The organism is Pseudoxanthomonas sp. OG2 (assembly GCF_014192765.1).
Classification (GTDB): domain Bacteria; phylum Pseudomonadota; class Gammaproteobacteria; order Xanthomonadales; family Xanthomonadaceae; genus Pseudoxanthomonas_A; species Pseudoxanthomonas_A beigongshangi.
The window spans coordinates 1018511-1033909 of record NZ_JACHYM010000001.1 but is presented as its reverse complement, the minus strand read 5'-3'; the positions used below and the strand labels follow the sequence as shown (position 1 = coordinate 1033909).

Below are 15399 nucleotides of genomic sequence, written 5' to 3'. Positions count from 1 at the left end.
AGGAGCCGCGCGATGAAGATTCTGTTGGCCGTCGATGAAAGCGAGACCGCGCTGCAGGTCGTCAAGCATGCCGCGCAGTTGGCCAAGCAACTGTCGGCGCCGCCGTCGATCGCCCTGGTCTATGTCAACCTGCCGCTGCCCAAGGCGGTGGCCAAGGAACTGGGCGTGGATGGCTCGGAAGCCTATTACGCCGACACCGCCGCGGCGGTGCTGCGCAAGGTGCGCGCGGCGATGAAGCGCAATCGCCTGCCGTTCACCGAACACCGCGCGGTGGGGCCGGTGGCCGAGACCCTGGTGCGGCTGGCCAAGGCCGATCGCGCCGATCTGATCCTGATGGGCAGCCACGGTCGCGGCACCCTGAAGAGCCTGCTGCTCGGCTCCGTCGCCAGCAAGGTCATCGCCACCAGCCCGGTGCCGGTGATGGTGGTGCGCTGAGGGTTCGTTCGGCCTGCGCCTTGCTGGCGTGTCTGAATGATCCTTCCGGGCGAGTGACCCGAAAAAGCAAATTCCCGGTCACCTGCTTCGCAGGTGACCGCCCCCCTTGAAAAAGGGCGCTATCGAACGCAAAGGCGGCTGCTCAATCCACCAGGTTCTTGGCCTCGGAAGTTCCGAGCACTTCCGGGTGATGCACCACGCCGGTGGCCTTGCGCCGTTCCAGCAGCGGATGCAGGAACACGGCGGCCAGGATGATCGCCACGCCCAGATAGAACAGCGGGGTCAGCTCGCGCTGTTCGCCCAGCAGCACGATGGCCAGCAGGATCGCGTAGATCGGTTCCAGGTTCGTCACCAGTTGCACGCCGTAGGCGGTCAGGTGGCGCAGCGCCACCAGCGACAGCGCGAATGGCAGCAGCGTGCACAGCAGCGACAGGGCGACCAGATAGGCGCCGTCGCGCAGGCCGGGCACCACCAGCAAATCACCGGCGAAGGCGGGGAACAGCAGCGGCATCAGCGGCGCGAGCGCGGTCAGCAGCAAGGTGCCGGCGCCGAGTTCCAGCGCGGTGACGGTGAGCGGATCCGCGTGTTCGACCAGGCGCTTGTTGAGCGAGCCGAACAGCGCCACGAACAGGGCCGACACCGCGCCCACCGCGACGCCCAGGCGCATGCCGTCCGGCACGCCGCCGACCACCAGCGCCACGCCGGGCAGCACGGCCACGCCGAACGCGAGTTCGCGCGCGGAGAACGGACGCCGCGCCAGCCACGGTTCCAGCACCGAAGTGAACGCCGGCGCCAGCGCGATGCAGGTTGCCGCCACCGAGGCATTGGCCAGCTTGATCGCGCCGTAGAAGGTCAACCAGTGCAGCGCCACCAGCGCGCCGATACCGGCGTAGGCCAGCATCAATCGCGGCGACATGGCGCGCAGACCGCGCCAGACCCGCGGCAGCAGCGCCAGCGCGACCACCACCAGCAACATGCGCCACCACACCAGCGGCAGCGCCGGCAAGGTGATGAGCTTGCCGAGGATGGCGGTGAAGCCCCACAGCAGCACGCAGAAGTGGATTTGCAGTTGCGCTCTGGCGTGCGGGGTCATCGGCATGCGCGTATTGTGGCCGAAGCGACGCGCACTGGCGACGCCGCCACGCCCGGATCCGCACGAGGCCGCATGCACGCGCATCACGAACTCGCCGAACACCTGCGCGAACTGCTGGCCGGCCTGGGCGCGGTGCGGCTGCGGCCGATGTTCGGCGGCCTCGGCGTCTACCTGGACGACTGCATGTTCGGGCTGGTCATGGACGAAACCCTGTATCTGAAGACCGATCCGGCCAGCGTCGACGCGTTCCGCGACGCCGGCGGCGAACCTTTCGTCTATCGGCCAGTTCGGGACGGCCATGTGCCCGGCTACTGGACGCCCCCGGCCGAGGCACTGGAGTCGGCGGCGGCGATGCGGCCGTGGGCCCAGCGGGCGCTGGAGGCCGCGCGACGACGGCCCGCCCGAAGACGCTGATCCCCCAGCCGGCGGACTTTTGCCCACATCACCCCCGCCCCCTCCCTCGCAAGCGGGGGAGGGCTGGGGTGGGAGCAACCGAAGTCGATACCCTCTGACAACCCAACAACAATCCGAAGCCCGCATCCTTCATCCACGGACAGGCCCGCGCTCCCAGCCCGCAAACGCACGGCAAGCCGCACAGTTCCGCCCGGTTTTATGACAGGCTGTCGCCCGTCTCCCGATGCCACTTCGCCGATGGAACCTGGCCCGACCCCGAAAGGACGCGCGTTCGCCGCAATCGTCGCGGCGGTCTCGGCGGCATCCGTGGTGCTGCAGTACCTGCTGCTGCTCGAGTTGACCCGCGACAATGTCGGGGTGGCGCTGGGCACGCTGCGCTTCCTCAGCTACTTCACCATCCTCAGCAACCTGGGTGTGGTCGCGGTGTGCATGACCGCGCTGCGCGGTGCCGACGGATTCTTTTCGCGGCCGCGCGTGCGTGGCGCCATCGCGCTGTACATCGGCGTGACCGGGCTGATCTACCTGTTGATCCTGCGCCACCTGTGGCAGCCGCGGGGACTGCAATGGTGGGCCGACACCGGCCTGCACTACGCCACCCCGCTGCTGTATGTCGGGTGGTGGCTGGCGGCCGCGCCGCATGGCCGCTTGAACCTGCGCGACGCGGTGGCCTGGCTGCTGTTCCCGCTGCTGTATCTGGCGTGGGTGCTGCTGCGCGGCGCCTGGCTGGGCGAGTACCCGTATCCGTTCATCGATGCCGGCAAGCTGGGCTACGCCCGCACCGCGATCAACGCGACCGGCATCCTGGTCGTCTTCCTGTTGCTGGGCGGCATCCTGCTGGCCCTGGATCGCCTGCTGTCGCGACGCCGACGATATTCCCCGAACCTCTGATGCTCCCCTGTAGGAGCGACGTCAGTCGCGATGCTCTTGGCTTTGAGTTGAACCGTTAGAAAGGGTCGCGACTTACGTCGCTCCTACAGGGGAGCGGTGTTTCCGTCCTTGTGGAGGCGATGGACGACGGACGGACAATAAGCGAAAGGCAAAAGCTCGCGACTCATGTCGCTCCCACAGGATGGGAAATCGCCCATCCCCGCCCTTGTGGGAGCGATGTGAGTCGCGATGCTCCTGGCTTTTGAGTTGACCCTTCGAAAGGGTCGCGACTTACGTCGCTCCTACAGGAGGGGCGTGTTTCCGTCCTTGGGGAGGCGGTGGACGAGGGGCCGCCGGGCGTGCGATGTTCGCCGCCTTCGGCGAACGCGGGACCGCGCATGACTTCCATCGACGGGCAGCATCACCGGGCGTTCAACCGGCAGGACGGCAAGACGCTCGGGCTGGCCGCGCTCGGTGGCGCGCTGGAGTTCTATGACTTCGTGGTGTTCGTGTTCTTCACCCGCGTCCTGGGTGAGCTGTTCTTCCCGCCGGGCACCGAGCCGTGGCTGGCGCAGTTGCAGGTGTATGGCATCTTCGCCGCCGGTTACCTGGCGCGTCCGCTGGGCGGCATCGTGATGGCGCATTTCGGCGATCGCGGTGGGCGCAAGCGCATGTTCACCCTCAGCGTGCTGCTGATGGCGGTGCCGACCCTGCTGATCGGCCTGCTGCCGACCTATGCGCAGATTGGCCTGTTGGCGCCGCTGCTGCTGTTGCTGTTGCGCATCGTGCAGGGCATCGCGGTGGGCGGCGAGGTGCCGGGCGCGTGGGTGTTCGTGGCCGAACACGTGCCGGCGCGGCACGTGGGCTTCGCCTGTGCCAGCCTGACCGCCGGACTCACCGCCGGCATCCTGATCGGTTCGCTGCTGGCGGTCTGGATCAATACGACGATGACCCCGGCCGAGGTCGCCGGCGGCTGGTGGCGGCTGCCGTTCCTGCTTGGCGGTGCGTTCGGCCTGTTCGCGGTGTTCCTGCGCCGCTGGCTACAGGAGACGCCGGTGTTCGTGGAGATGCGCGCGCGCCGGCAGCTGGCGGAGGGTTTGCCGGTACGGCAGGCGCTGGCCGGGCACGCGGGCGCGGTGCTGCGTTCGATGCTGGCGTCCTGGCTGCTGACCGCCGCGATCGTGGTGGGCGTGCTGCTCACGCCCAACCTGGTGCAGTCCTCGTTCGGACTGCCGCCGGCATTGGCGTTCCAGGGGGGCAGCGTGGCGACGGCCGCGCTGATCTTCGGTTGCCTGGCGGCGGGCTGGGCGGTGGACCGCTTCGGCGTGGCGGCCACGCTGCTGGTCGGATCGCTCGCGCTGGCCGCGTCGATCTATGCGCTGTACCTGCCGCTGGCGGCGGGGGATGCCTCGCAGTTCGTGCCGCGCTATGCGCTGACCGGTTTCTGCATCGGCGTGGTCGGCGCGGTGCCGGCGTTGATGATCGCGGCGTTCCCGCCGGCGGTGCGGTTCTCCGGCGTGTCGTTTTCCTACAACGTCGCGTATGCGCTGTTCGGTGGCCTGACCCCACCGCTGGTGGCCTACCTGTCCACCCATCTGGGCAAGACCGCGCCGGCGCACTACGTGGCCTTCGCCTGCGGCATCGGCGTGCTGGTGGCGCTGCTGTCCATGCGGCGCGGTTGACGAAGGCCTTTGTAGGAGCGACGTGAGCCGCGACCGGAAACTTGGCTGGGTCGCGACTCACGTCGCTCCTACAGGCAATGCAGGCGGCGCGCTGCAACTGTGTCGGCGTGCTGGTGGCGTGGCTGTCGATGCGGCGCGGTTGACCTTCTTGTGGGAGCGACGTAAGTCGCGAATCGGTGAGTATCGCGACTTACGTCGCTCCCAAAGGTTGCAAGACGGCGCTACAGCCGCTCGATCAGCGCCATCGCGGCGGCGGGGTTGCGTTCCTTGGCGGCGCTGATGAAGTAGACGAACACGTCGCGCGGCGCATCGCCGGAGCGGGGCGCTTCGACGTGCGGCAGGTCGGCGGGATCGCCACCTTCGGCCCATTGCCGGGCGCGCCTGGCCCAGGCATCCAGTTCCGCGTCCGGATAGCCGCTGGCGATGTCGCTTTGGGTGCCCATCAGCCGCGCGTAGACGAAGTCGGCGGTGAGGTCGGCGAAGCGCGGATAGTCCGGCGAATCGGTGAACACCGTCGCCATGCCATGGCGACGGGCGAGGGCGAGGAAGTCCGGGGTGATGAAGGCCGGATCGCGCACGTCCAGCACATGGCGCAGGCGCCGGCCGGCGGCCTCGCGCGGCAGCAGGTCCAGGAACGCGGCGAAGTCGTCGGCCTCGAGCTTGCGCCCGGCCTCGAACTGCCACACCAGCGGGCCGAGCTTGTCCTTGAGTTCGGCGATGCCGCCGATGAAATCCTCCACCTGCACCCGGGTCTTCGCCAGCACCCGCGATTGCACGATCCGCTTGGGCGCCTTGGCCGAGAACAGGAAGCCGTCGGGGGTCTCGTCGCGCCACTTGGCGTAGGTCGCCGGCTGCTGCGCGCCGTAGTAGGTGCCGTTGATCTCGATGGCGGTGACGTGGCGGCTGGCGAACTCCAGTTCGCGCCGCTGGACCAGGCCGGCGGGATAGAAATTGTTGCGCCAGGGCGCGAACACCCAGCCACCGATGCCGACCCGGATGGCCTGGGGGGCGCCGTGGGCGCCGGAGCACAGATCAGTCATGCGGGCAGCCGGTCCGGTCAGGTCTTCCAGGGATCATAGCTGCCGAACCACCACAGATGACCCTCCGGATCCTTGCACGCATAGCCGCGCCCGCCGTAGTCCTGATCCGCCAGTTCGATGACGATCTCGGCGCCGGCGGCCTTGGCCCGGGCGTAGTGGGCGTCGGCGTTGGCGACGATCACGCAGGGGCTCTGGGTCTCGCGCCCGCCGGCGTCGCCGGGCTGGACGATATGCCGCCCCCACTCGCCGCCGCCGGAGGCGGAGCCGAGCATGATCATGCCGTTGCCAAAGGTGAGCTGGGCGTGGTGGACGGTGTCGCCGTCGGCGTAGACCGCCTGGCGCTCGAACCCGAACGCCTCGCACAGCCAGTCGATGGCGGCGCGGGCGTCGCGATAGCGCAGGCAGGGGATGATGGTCGAGGTGGTGGAGGCTGCCAGGCTCATGCGGTGCTCCGGGGACAAGGGGCGACCGGCAGGATAGTCCGTGCCGCCGGGACCCCTGTGAAAGCATTCAGTTTGCGTTATCGTGTCGCCGTCCCGGACGCCCCCACCCATCGCCCGGTCTCCCTCCCGTACCGGAACTCCCCCATGCGCTCGACAGGAACCCTCCTGCTGGCTGCGATGGCACTGTGCAGCTTCTCCGCCGCCGCCCGCGACTATTGCAACGAATCCACCGATCTTCCGCCCACGGTCAACTTCCGGGTCGACAACGATCTGTTCGGCCACCAGGACCAGGGCTACAGCAACGGCGTGATGCTCACGCTGGTCTCGCCCAACCTCAAGGATTACACCGACGATCCCTGCCTGCCGCGGTTGGCCCGCTGGATCAACCGCCATCTGGACGCGCTGACGCCGGAAGGCTTCGAGCAGCAGAACATGGTGGTCAGCTTCGCGCACGGCATCTTCACTCCGACCGATCCGACCCGTCGCGACGTGATTCCCGATGACCGACCGTATGCCGGCGTGTTGCTGGCGAGCCTGGGCTACAACGCCCGCAATGGCGACCACCTGCGCACCACCCAGTTGCAGTTCGGCATCGTCGGCCCGTCCGCGTTGGGCAAGCAGGTGCAGAACGAGGTCCACAAGATCACCGGCGGCGACAGGTTCGAGGGCTGGGACAACCAGCTGCGGGACGAGCCGGTGTTCCGCATCGTGCATGAGCGCATGCGCCGGTTCGCCCCGGAACAGGAAGGCATCTGGAGCTGGGACGCGGTCGGCCACTACGGCGGCACGCTCGGCACGCTGACCACCTATGCCAATGTCGGTGGCGAAGTGCGTTTCGGCCGTTACCTGCCCAACGATTTCGGCAGCACGCCGCTGCGGCCGGCGGGCGAGAACACCGCGCCGACCGGCAGCCGGATTCCACCGGACGTGCTGGGCTTCCACATGTTCCTGACCACCGACGCACGCTGGGTGCTGCGCGACATTACCCTGGACGGCAACACCTTCAAGGACAGCCACAGCGTGGACAAGCGGGCCTTCGTCGGCGAGTACGGCTATGGCCTGGCCTTCATGTACGGTCGCTGGAAATTCGCGTTGGCCCGCTACCACAGTACCCGCGAGTTCGACGGGCAGAAGGAACGGCCGGTGTTCGGCAGTTTCACCATCAGCCGCACCTTCTGAGCGGCGCCACGGAGACAGCGATGGACTGGACCACGCCGGATCTCTGCGACACCCACCCCGACGTACAGGTCGCCGAGCCGCTGTTCCGTGGGTACGGCGGCCGGGTGGCTTTCCATGGCGCCATCGCCACGGTGCGCTGCCACGAGGACAATTCGCGGGTGCGCGAACTGGCCGGCACGCCGGGGCAGGGACGGGTGATGGTGGTGGATGGCGGCGGCTCGCTGCGCCGCGCGCTGCTGGGCGATCAGATCGCGGCGACCGCGGCGCGCAATGGCTGGACCGGATTCCTGATCCACGGCGCGGTGCGTGATGTCGAGGTGCTGGCGCAACTGGATCTGGGCGTGCAGGCGCTGGCCGCGCACCCGATGAAGACCGAGAAGCGCGGCCTGGGCGAAGTGGATGTGCCGGTGCGCTTTGCCGGCGTCGATTTCCATCCCGGCCACTGGCTGTACGCGGATGCCAATGGCGTGATTGTCAGTGCGCGGAAGTTGGTATGAGCGCGTGCAGGCGCCCCCCTGTGGGAGCGACGTAAGTCGCGATTCTTTGAAATGAAGGGTTCGCGACTTACGTCGCTCCCACAGGGACGATCATCGGTTTCCCGAGAGAAAGGGGCGGAAGGAAAACCCCTCCCGCCCGCCATCGATCACTGGATCGGTTCGTCCAGCATCAGTTCGCGCACGAAACGCACCGGCGGTGCGCCGTAGGACAGCACCTGGTCGTGGTAGGCCTTGGCGTTGAACTTGTCGCCGAGCTTGGCTTCCATCGCCTTGCGCAGATCGAAATGCTCCTGCGCGCCGACGAAATAGGTCGGCAGCTGCGCCGAGCTGAGCTGCGCACGGGTCCACTTGCCGGCGGCCTCGCGTTCCTGCTGGAAAGTCTGCCGGACCATCAGGTCCATCGCCTGTTCGCGGCTCCAGCCGTCCACGTGCACGCCCTGATCGAGGATGGCGTTGCCGATGGTGCGCAGGTAGAACTTCAGCTGCACCAGCCGGAACAGCGGATCGTTGTCCAGGTAACCGGCGTCGGCCATCATCCGCTCGGTGTAGACCGCCCAGCCTTCGGCGAACAGGCCCGAACGCAGCACCGCTCGCAGGGTCGAGGGGAACTTGGCCGAATGCCAGCCTTCCAGATAATGCCCCGGCGTGCCTTCGTGGATGCTCAGCAGGTGGATCATCCGGCTGTTGTATTCGCGCAGGAACGAGTCGACCTGCGCCTGGCTCCAGTCTTCCGGAATCGGCGAGATCGCGTAGAAGGTCTTGAGGTTCTTGTCCAGCGGACCGGGCGAATCGCAGTACGCCACCGCCACACCGCGCTGGAATTCCGGCATCGGGATGATATCGACCGGCGCGTCCGGCAGGGTCACCAGATCCTTGGCGCGGACGAAGTCGGTGGCCGACTTCAGCGCGGCCTCGGCATCGGGCACGACCTTGTCGCGTGCCGGGCGCTCGGCATAGGCCAGTTCCAGCGCCGCCTCGATGGCCTTCTGCTGCTGCTCGTCGCCGGGCGAGGCCGGCAGCGCGGGCGCACCCGGCTTGTCCTTCAGCACCTGCTGCGCGATCGCGTACATCTCGCCACGCACACGCTTGAGCTCACCCTCGGCGCGCTGCTTGATCTCCGCGCGCGACAACGAGGAGAGCAGGGCGAACTTGAGCTTCTGGTCGTAAATCTTCTCGCCGACCCGGAAATCGCCCTTGGCGTTGGGCACCAGGGTCTTGTCCAGCCATTGCTGGTGTTCCTCCACCGCCTTCTTGAGGGTCCCGGTGGCCGCGGCCAGTCGCTGCTGCTCGGCTTCCGGCAGTTCCTTCGCGTGCGGGGTGATGAAGCTGTCGACGATGCTGAGGATGCCGGCGTTCTGCTTGGCGACCGTCTCGGCGTGGATCTTCGGCACCCGCGCCGGATCCAGGTTGGCGCGGGCCTGCGCCAGCAGGGTCGGGATTTTCTCCATGCGGTCGATCGCCGACTTCAGGCGATCCGGCAGCGGCGCGAACTCGCGCGCCATCAGGTTGTACAGGGCGCCACCGGCCAGGCCGCTGTAGACCTGCGGATCCCAGGCCCAGGACTGCAGGGTCTCGTTGCCCCAGGCGTCGTATTCCAGCTGGTTGCGCAGGATCGCCGCGTCCACCTGGTTCTCGCGGGACAGCTTCGAAACATCCATCGCGCCCAGTTCGGCCAGCATTTTACGGCTGAACTCCAGGCTCTTCTTCCGGCCTTCGGCGCTCAGGTCGTCGATCTCGCTGTCGTAGCGGTGTTCGCCAATCTGGGTGGCGCTGACCGGCGACAGTTGCAGCCAGCCTTCGAGCGCGCGCTTGGACAGGTCGGCGAAACGCGCGTCGGCCTGCGCGTCAGCCGCGGCGGCCGTGGCCGCGGGGGCATCGCCGGGGGCGGGTGCATCGGTCTTCTGGCAGGCGGCCAGGCTGGTCAGGAGGGCAAGGGCAAGCAGGCTGTGGCGCATCGACATTCTCGCGGCAGTGCACAAAGGACGGGGCCGACACCTTAGCCGCTGGGCCGCCCCGCCGCATCTGCCATTCGATTACCCTTGTGGCTCCGATGCCCACCAGCAGGAGCAAACGAAAGATGAAACACCAGGGAAGTTGCCATTGCGGCCGCATCGCGTTCGAGGTGGAAGGCGACATCGCCGAGGTCTACGACTGCAATTGTTCGATGTGCCGCCGCCGCGGCGGGCTGCTGTGGTTCGGACCGCGGTCCGCGTTCCAACTGACCCGCGGGGAAGGCGAGGTGGGCACCTACACCTTCAACAAGCACGCCATCCAGCACCGCTTCTGCCCGAACTGCGGCATCGCCGTCTACGGCGAGGGTGACAACCCGAAGAGCGGGCCGATGATCGCCATCAACGTGCGCTGCCTGCCCGATGTGGAGCTGGCGACGCTGAAAGTGGTGCCGATCGACGGCGCGAGCTTCTGAGGACGCCCATGATCACCGGCAAACCTGTCCTGCGCGTGGGCGCGGGAGCAATGCTGGCGCTGCTGCTTGCGGCCGGATGCGCGCGCCACGAAAGTGGCGCCGCCGCCGCGCCGGCATCCGCCGTGCGCAATTCCGACGGCGCGATGCTGGCGTACGAACACGACGTGGAAATCCTGCTGGAGGAGAAGGCGATTCCCGACCGCCTCAAGGCCAGCCAGCAGGCCTGCGGCAGCGGCAAGTTCGGCCAGTGCAGCGTGCTGGAGGTCAGCCAGCAGGGAGGCGACCATCCGCGCGCCAGCCTGACCGTGCGCATCGTTCCGGAGGGAGTGGAGCCTTTCATCGCGCAGGCGGCGAAGGGCGCAGACATCGGCAGCCGCAATACCCGGGCGGAGGACCTGGCGCGGGCGGTCGGCGACAACCACCTGCTGCAGGACCGGCTTGGCCGCGAGCGCGAGCGCCTGCTCGAATTCCAGCAGCGCCGCGATCTGGCGGTGGCCGACATGATCGCGTTGTCGCAGCAGTTGGCCCAGGTCGAGGCGCAGTTGCAGGCGGCGCAGCAGGAAGGCGCGCAGCATCGCCACCGCATCGACACCCAGCGCGTGACCCTCGGATTCGTCCCGCCCGGCGGGCAGAGCGGGCGCGGCGAGATCCGCCAGGCGCTGCGCGATTTCACCGCCACCCTGTCCACCGGCACCGCATGGACGATCCGGGCGGTAGCGTTCCTGATCCCGGTCGGGCTGGTGCTGTGGGTGCTGATCAGCCTGGTGCGGCGCTGGCGACGCAGGAAAGCCTGATTGGAGCATCGCTTCGCCTTTCATCTTTCACGGAGAACCGGACATGTGGCATCGCATCGCGTTGACGGCAGCATTCCTCTTGTCCACGCCGGCCTGGGCGGGCTGCCCGCCGGAAGGCACGGACGCGGCGTCGCTTCGGCTGCTGAAAGAGCAGAAGTTCGCGATGGAGGACGCGGCCGCGCGCGATGCGCTGGCGATCGGGCTGGTCGATTGCCTGTCCGATCCCGATCCCGAAGTCCGCGACGGCATCGCCTACGAGGCGATCACGACGTGGTTGCGCGGCGACCAGTTGGCCGAACCGGTGCGCCGGCAACTGCTGGAGCGGCTGTACGCGCAACTGGATGGCAAGGATCCCGAAGGCTTCACCCATCCGTTCGCGGCGCTGATGCTGTCCGAGGTCGCGCGCACGGATCGCCTGCAACCCTGGTTGAGCGCGGACGAGCGCGCCGACATGGTCAAGCGCGCGACCCGCTACCTGGCCTCGGTGAACGACTATCGCGGATTCGACGCGAAGGAAGGCTGGCGCCATGGCGTGGCGCACGGCGCCGACTGGCTGCTGCAACTGGCGTCCAACGATCAGGTCAATCGCGATCAGGTCGAACAGATCCTGGCGGCGCTCACCTTGCAGATCGTGCCCGAGCAACCGCATGCCTACGTGTTCGGCGAACCCGGGCGGTTGGCCCGGCCGGTGATCTTCATCGCCCGTCGTGGCGTACTGAGCGATGCGGAATGGCAGGCCTGGTTCACCGGCCTGCCGCAGCGCCTGGGCAATCAGGAGCAGGCGTATCGCGACGTCGCCTGGCTGGCGCGCCGGCATGATCTGATCGCCTTCCTCGGCAGTCTTTACCTGGAAGCGGATCAGTCCGCCGATGCGAAGGTGCAGGCGCTCAAGCCGGCAGTGGTGGCGGGGATCAAGGCGGTGCCGTGAAGGCGGCGTGAGTTCGCCAAGCCGGTCGCGATCAGGTTGTGAGGTACGCCGCGCCGGTGCGGTAGCGCGGGTTACGTTCTCGCGTGGAAACGGTTTTGTCTCTGGTCGCTCATGCGGACCCGGGCGTAGATTCGGGCAGGCGCGCAACGCGCTTCCATACGCCAACCGGGGATCGCCTATGCAACGGAACCGTCTGTCCTTCTTCGTGCGTTGTTCCCTGGTGTTGATGGCGGCCACGCAGGGCGTCGCCGCACAGGACGCCACCACGCAGCAGCAGGCGCCGCCGGACGCCGGACAGACGGAAGCGACCACCCTGGATCAGGTCACCGTGCTCGGCTCGCGCCGGGTGGTGCGCAGTTCGGATACGCAGTCGCCGGTGCCGGTGGACGTGATCCCGATGGCGCAGGCGGCAGAGCAGGGCGCCCAGTTCGACCTCGCCCAGACCCTGCAATACACCGCACCCTCGCTGATTTCCACGCGCCAGACCGGCGCCGACGGCGCCGACCTGATCGACGGCGCCGCATTGCGCGGGCTGGGTTCGGATCAGACCCTTGTGCTGGTCAACGGCAAGCGCCGGCACACGGTGTCGCTGGTGAACATCTACGGCGCGCGCGATCGCGGCAACACCGGCACCGACCTGAACTCTTTGCCGATGCTGGCCATCGACCGGGTCGAGGTGCTGCGCGACGGCGCGGCCGCCCAGTATGGTTCGGACGCGATCGCCGGGGTGATGAACATCGCCCTGAAGCGTCGTCCCGGTTGCGAGGCGATCGCCGGCTGGGGCCAATACTCGCGTGGCGACGGCGAGAACTGGATCGCTTCGGCCTACTGCGGCCTGGCCCTGTCCAACGGCGGCCACTTCGCGGTGACCGGCGAATGGCAGGACCGGGATCGCTCCAACCGCGCCACCGCCGAGAATCCGCTGCGCATCATCGGCGACAGCCAGGTCAAGAACAAAACCCTCTACCTCAACGGCGATCTTCCGCTGACCGAATCCGCCGAGTTCTACTTCACCGCCGGCATGCAGGATCGCGATGCGTCATCGGCGGCGTTCGCGCGCGAGGGCATCGGTTCGGAGGACATTCCCTCGCGCAATTCGGCGGCGATGTATCCGGACGGCTTCGTGCCCTTCATCAACGGCGATCTGCAGGATCGCTACAGCATCGCCGGCCTGCGCGGCGACATCGGCCAGTGGCATTGGGATGTCTCGCACACCTACGGTTACAACGAACTGCGCTACACCATCGACCATACCCTCAACGCGTCCATCGCCAACCAGGATCTTCTCAATGGCGGCGCCGGCATCAGCCCCAGCCGCTTCGACGCCGGCGGTTTCTCGTTCAAGCAGAAGACCATCAACGCGGACGTGTCGCGCTACTTCGACAACGTGCTGCACGGCCTCAACCTGGCCTTCGGCGCCGAGCACCGGCGCGAGGACTACCGTATCCGCGCGGGCGAACCGGGTTCCTATCTCGATGTGGACGGCGCGGGCGAGGGCGGCAATCCGGGCAGCCAGGGTTTTCCGGGATTCCAGCCGGGTGACGTGACCGACAAGCATCGCGACAGCTGGGCCGCGTACGCCGACGTGGAAATCGACTTCACCGAGCGCTTGATGCTCGGCCTGGCCGCGCGCTACGAGGACTACAGCGATTTCGGCAACACCCTCAACGGCAAGCTGGCGATGGCTTTCCGGGTGAGCGACGCGTTCCTGTTGCGCGGCTCGGTGAGCACCGGCTTCCGCGCGCCCTCGCTGCAACAGAAATATTTCTCCTCCACCATCACCGATTTCATCAGCGGCGAACCGGTGGACGTGGTGATCGCGCCCAATGGCGGTGCGCTCGCCAACCTGGCCGGGATTCCCGCGCTGAAGGAGGAAACCTCGCGCGGCGGCACGCTGGGCTTCACCTGGTCGCCGACCGCGGCGGTATCGATGACCCTGGATGCCTACCGCATCGAGATCGACGACCGGGTGGTGCTGAGCGGCGAGTTCGACACCAGCGATCCGGTCATCGGCGCGGCGCTGGAGGCGCTGGACGTGGGCCTGGCGCGCTTCTTCTTCAATTCGGTGGACACGCGCACCACCGGCGTTGATCTGACCTTGTCGTGGGAGGCGCAGGCGGGCGCGGGCAAGCTCAGCACCTACCTGGCCGCCAACTACAGCAAGACCGAGGTGACCCAGGTGCATACGCCGCCGGCGCTCGCCGGTCGGGAGGAGGTGTTGCTGTCGCCGCGCGATCGCCTGTTCGTGGAAAACGGCGCGCCGCGCAACAAGGCGGTGCTGGGATTCGACTACGCGCTGGATCGCTGGGACTTCGGCATGAAGATCATCCACTTCGGCTCGCAGACGCTGGGCACGTTCTCCGGCCCGCCGGTGCCGGACCAGCATTACAAGGCCAAGACCTCGGCGGACCTGAGCATCACCTACAGCTTCACCGACAACGCCAAGTTGACCCTCGGCGGCGCCAACGTGTTCGACGTGTTTCCGACCCGGCAGGATCCCAACGAGACCGACAACGGCCACATCTACGAGAGCGTGCAGTTCGGCCTGAACGGCGCGTCCTATTTCGCGCGCTTCTGGTATCGCTTCTGAGCCGGAACGGGCGGGTGGATTTCAGCGTCCCAGCAAATCCGCCGGAATCGGCGGCAACGGCGTGCGCTCGTCCTCGGCCTCGGCCTTCAGCCAGTCGATGAAGGCCAGCGCGGCCGGACGCGGCGCCTTGTGCGATGGATGCACCACGTAATAGGCGAAGCGCGCCTTCAACGACGGGCCGGGCAGGCGGATGAGTTCGTAGCGTTGCAGGTAAGGCTGCGCGATGACCCTGCGCGCCAGCGCCGCGCCCACGCCGTAGACGCTGGCGCGCATCACGTCGGTGCTGTCGCTGAAACTGTGCATCTCCGGCAGTCGCAGGCCGCGCACGCCGGCCGCGCGGAACCAGTCGCGCCAACCCTGCAGGGCCAGATCGGTGACCAGCGGCAGGCGGGCGATGTCGCGCGGCGTCCTCACCGCCTCGACACCCGGCAGGCCCGGCGAGGCGACCGGGAACAGTTCGTCGTCCATCAGGTGCTGCGCGGTCAGGCCCTGCCACTGGCCCGGACCGTGGCGGATGCCCAGGTCGGGGCCGCCCTCGTCGAAGCGGGTGAGCGCGGTGCCGGTGTCCAGTTGCAGGCGGATATGCGGATGCAGGGCGGTGAAGCGCGGCAGCCGCGGCACCAGCCAGCAATAGGCCAGCGAGTGCAGGGTGGTCACCCGCAGCACCGAAACACCGTCCGCATGGCGCAGGTTGGCCGCGACTCCCTCGATGTCGGTCAGCGCGGCGGTGGCCGCGTCCGCCAGTTGCCGGCCCTCCTGGGTCAGCTTGACCCCGCGCGCGTGGCGCTGGAACAGGGCCACGCCCAGCAATGATTCCAGTTTGCGGATGTGGTGGCTGACCGCGCTGGCGGTCAGGTGCAGCTCTTCCGCGGCATGGGCGAAATTCTGGTGCCGGGCGGCGGCGGCGAACACGCCCAGGGCGGGCAGCAGGGCGGGGCGCAGATTCATGGGGAGACATCAACCAGATTTGTGGCTCGCCCGCATAATATGCGCTTGCGGGCCTTGTGGTGCG

At 67.8% G+C, this 15399-nt stretch carries 15 protein-coding genes; 10 read left to right on the top strand and 5 right to left on the bottom strand.

The window, feature by feature from the left end; all coding sequences use genetic code 11:
- Window positions 1-12: 12 nt before the first annotated feature.
- Window positions 13-435, top strand: a complete 423-nt coding sequence (locus FHW78_RS04870; RefSeq protein WP_183638435.1) for a universal stress protein — start codon at window positions 13-15, stop codon at window positions 433-435.
- Window positions 436-577: 142 nt separating this feature from the next.
- Here the strand turns inward: FHW78_RS04870 and FHW78_RS04865 are convergent, their stop codons facing one another.
- Entirely contained in the window at window positions 578-1534 is a 957-nt protein-coding gene (locus FHW78_RS04865) for a DMT family transporter (RefSeq protein WP_183638432.1), read from the bottom strand.
- A 66-nt stretch (window positions 1535-1600) separates the two neighbouring features.
- Between FHW78_RS04865 and FHW78_RS04860 the strand changes: the two genes are divergently transcribed.
- The 3 genes from FHW78_RS04860 to FHW78_RS04850 all read left to right on the top strand — a co-directional run bounded on the left by FHW78_RS04860 (window position 1601) and on the right by FHW78_RS04850 (window position 4491).
- Window positions 1601-1942, top strand: coding sequence for a TfoX/Sxy family protein (locus FHW78_RS04860; protein WP_183638429.1), 342 nt, complete (start codon window positions 1601-1603; stop codon window positions 1940-1942).
- Between the two features lie 237 nt (window positions 1943-2179).
- Window positions 2180-2830 carry a Pr6Pr family membrane protein gene (locus FHW78_RS04855; RefSeq protein WP_183638426.1) on the top strand — a complete coding sequence of 217 codons (651 nt, stop codon included), beginning with the start codon at window positions 2180-2182 and terminating at the stop codon, window positions 2828-2830.
- A gap of 377 nt (window positions 2831-3207) precedes the next feature.
- Window positions 3208-4491: an MFS transporter gene (locus tag FHW78_RS04850; protein ID WP_183638423.1), complete on the top strand. Its 1284-nt coding sequence runs from the start codon at window positions 3208-3210 to the stop codon at window positions 4489-4491.
- A gap of 221 nt (window positions 4492-4712) precedes the next feature.
- On the opposite strand, the gene FHW78_RS04845 is transcribed toward FHW78_RS04850, so the two are convergent.
- The gene (locus FHW78_RS04845; protein ID WP_183638420.1) at window positions 4713-5531 is read right to left on the bottom strand and encodes a DUF72 domain-containing protein; all 819 of its coding nucleotides are present in this window, start codon (window positions 5529-5531) and stop codon (window positions 4713-4715) included.
- A 17-nt stretch (window positions 5532-5548) separates the two neighbouring features.
- A complete protein-coding gene (locus tag FHW78_RS04840; RefSeq protein ID WP_183638418.1) occupies window positions 5549-5974 on the bottom strand; it encodes a VOC family protein in 426 nt (141 codons plus the stop codon).
- A gap of 177 nt (window positions 5975-6151) precedes the next feature.
- Between FHW78_RS04840 and FHW78_RS04835 the strand changes: the two genes are divergently transcribed.
- Entirely contained in the window at window positions 6152-7153 is a 1002-nt protein-coding gene (locus FHW78_RS04835; RefSeq protein WP_183641143.1) for a lipid A deacylase LpxR family protein, read from the top strand.
- Between the two features lie 20 nt (window positions 7154-7173).
- On the top strand, window positions 7174-7650 hold the full coding sequence (gene rraA, locus FHW78_RS04830) for a ribonuclease E activity regulator RraA (RefSeq protein WP_183638415.1): 477 nt from the start codon (window positions 7174-7176) through the stop codon (window positions 7648-7650).
- A 146-nt stretch (window positions 7651-7796) separates the two neighbouring features.
- Here the strand turns inward: rraA and FHW78_RS04825 are convergent, their stop codons facing one another.
- Window positions 7797-9605, bottom strand: coding sequence for a DUF885 domain-containing protein (locus FHW78_RS04825; protein WP_183638412.1), 1809 nt, complete (start codon window positions 9603-9605; stop codon window positions 7797-7799).
- A 122-nt stretch (window positions 9606-9727) separates the two neighbouring features.
- Between FHW78_RS04825 and FHW78_RS04820 the strand changes: the two genes are divergently transcribed.
- The 4 genes from FHW78_RS04820 to FHW78_RS04805 all read left to right on the top strand — a co-directional run bounded on the left by FHW78_RS04820 (window position 9728) and on the right by FHW78_RS04805 (window position 14387).
- Window positions 9728-10075 (top strand): GFA family protein, encoded by a 348-nt coding sequence (locus tag FHW78_RS04820; protein WP_183638409.1) that lies wholly within the window; start codon window positions 9728-9730, stop codon window positions 10073-10075.
- 8 nt (window positions 10076-10083) lie between these two features.
- Window positions 10084-10869 carry a DUF4349 domain-containing protein gene (locus FHW78_RS04815; RefSeq protein ID WP_255443140.1) on the top strand — a complete coding sequence of 262 codons (786 nt, stop codon included), beginning with the start codon at window positions 10084-10086 and terminating at the stop codon, window positions 10867-10869.
- Between the two features lie 43 nt (window positions 10870-10912).
- A complete protein-coding gene (locus FHW78_RS04810; protein WP_183638406.1) occupies window positions 10913-11797 on the top strand; it encodes a DUF2785 domain-containing protein in 885 nt (294 codons plus the stop codon).
- A 178-nt stretch (window positions 11798-11975) separates the two neighbouring features.
- Entirely contained in the window at window positions 11976-14387 is a 2412-nt protein-coding gene (locus FHW78_RS04805; RefSeq protein WP_218533500.1) for a TonB-dependent receptor, read from the top strand.
- Window positions 14388-14408: 21 nt separating this feature from the next.
- On the opposite strand, the gene FHW78_RS04800 is transcribed toward FHW78_RS04805, so the two are convergent.
- Window positions 14409-15335: a LysR substrate-binding domain-containing protein gene (locus tag FHW78_RS04800; protein ID WP_183638404.1), complete on the bottom strand. Its 927-nt coding sequence runs from the start codon at window positions 15333-15335 to the stop codon at window positions 14409-14411.
- Window positions 15336-15399: the final 64 nt, after the last annotated feature.

Coding starts and splice junctions, on each gene's coding strand:
- FHW78_RS04865 (WP_183638432.1), bottom strand. CDS start 1,534: ATGCCGATGACCCCGCACGCCAGAGCGCAACTGCAAATCCACTTCTGC.
- FHW78_RS04870 (WP_183638435.1), top strand. CDS start 13: ATGAAGATTCTGTTGGCCGTCGATGAAAGCGAGACCGCGCTGCAGGTC.
- FHW78_RS04860 (WP_183638429.1), top strand. CDS start 1,601: ATGCACGCGCATCACGAACTCGCCGAACACCTGCGCGAACTGCTGGCC.
- FHW78_RS04835 (WP_183641143.1), top strand. CDS start 6,152: ATGGCACTGTGCAGCTTCTCCGCCGCCGCCCGCGACTATTGCAACGAA.
- FHW78_RS04845 (WP_183638420.1), bottom strand. CDS start 5,531: ATGACTGATCTGTGCTCCGGCGCCCACGGCGCCCCCCAGGCCATCCGG.
- FHW78_RS04855 (WP_183638426.1), top strand. CDS start 2,180: ATGGAACCTGGCCCGACCCCGAAAGGACGCGCGTTCGCCGCAATCGTC.
- FHW78_RS04825 (WP_183638412.1), bottom strand. CDS start 9,605: ATGCGCCACAGCCTGCTTGCCCTTGCCCTCCTGACCAGCCTGGCCGCC.
- FHW78_RS04840 (WP_183638418.1), bottom strand. CDS start 5,974: ATGAGCCTGGCAGCCTCCACCACCTCGACCATCATCCCCTGCCTGCGC.
- FHW78_RS04810 (WP_183638406.1), top strand. CDS start 10,913: ATGTGGCATCGCATCGCGTTGACGGCAGCATTCCTCTTGTCCACGCCG.
- FHW78_RS04850 (WP_183638423.1), top strand. CDS start 3,208: ATGACTTCCATCGACGGGCAGCATCACCGGGCGTTCAACCGGCAGGAC.
- rraA (WP_183638415.1), top strand. CDS start 7,174: ATGGACTGGACCACGCCGGATCTCTGCGACACCCACCCCGACGTACAG.
- FHW78_RS04820 (WP_183638409.1), top strand. CDS start 9,728: ATGAAACACCAGGGAAGTTGCCATTGCGGCCGCATCGCGTTCGAGGTG.
- FHW78_RS04805 (WP_218533500.1), top strand. CDS start 11,976: ATGCAACGGAACCGTCTGTCCTTCTTCGTGCGTTGTTCCCTGGTGTTG.
- FHW78_RS04800 (WP_183638404.1), bottom strand. CDS start 15,335: ATGAATCTGCGCCCCGCCCTGCTGCCCGCCCTGGGCGTGTTCGCCGCC.
- FHW78_RS04815 (WP_255443140.1), top strand. CDS start 10,084: ATGATCACCGGCAAACCTGTCCTGCGCGTGGGCGCGGGAGCAATGCTG.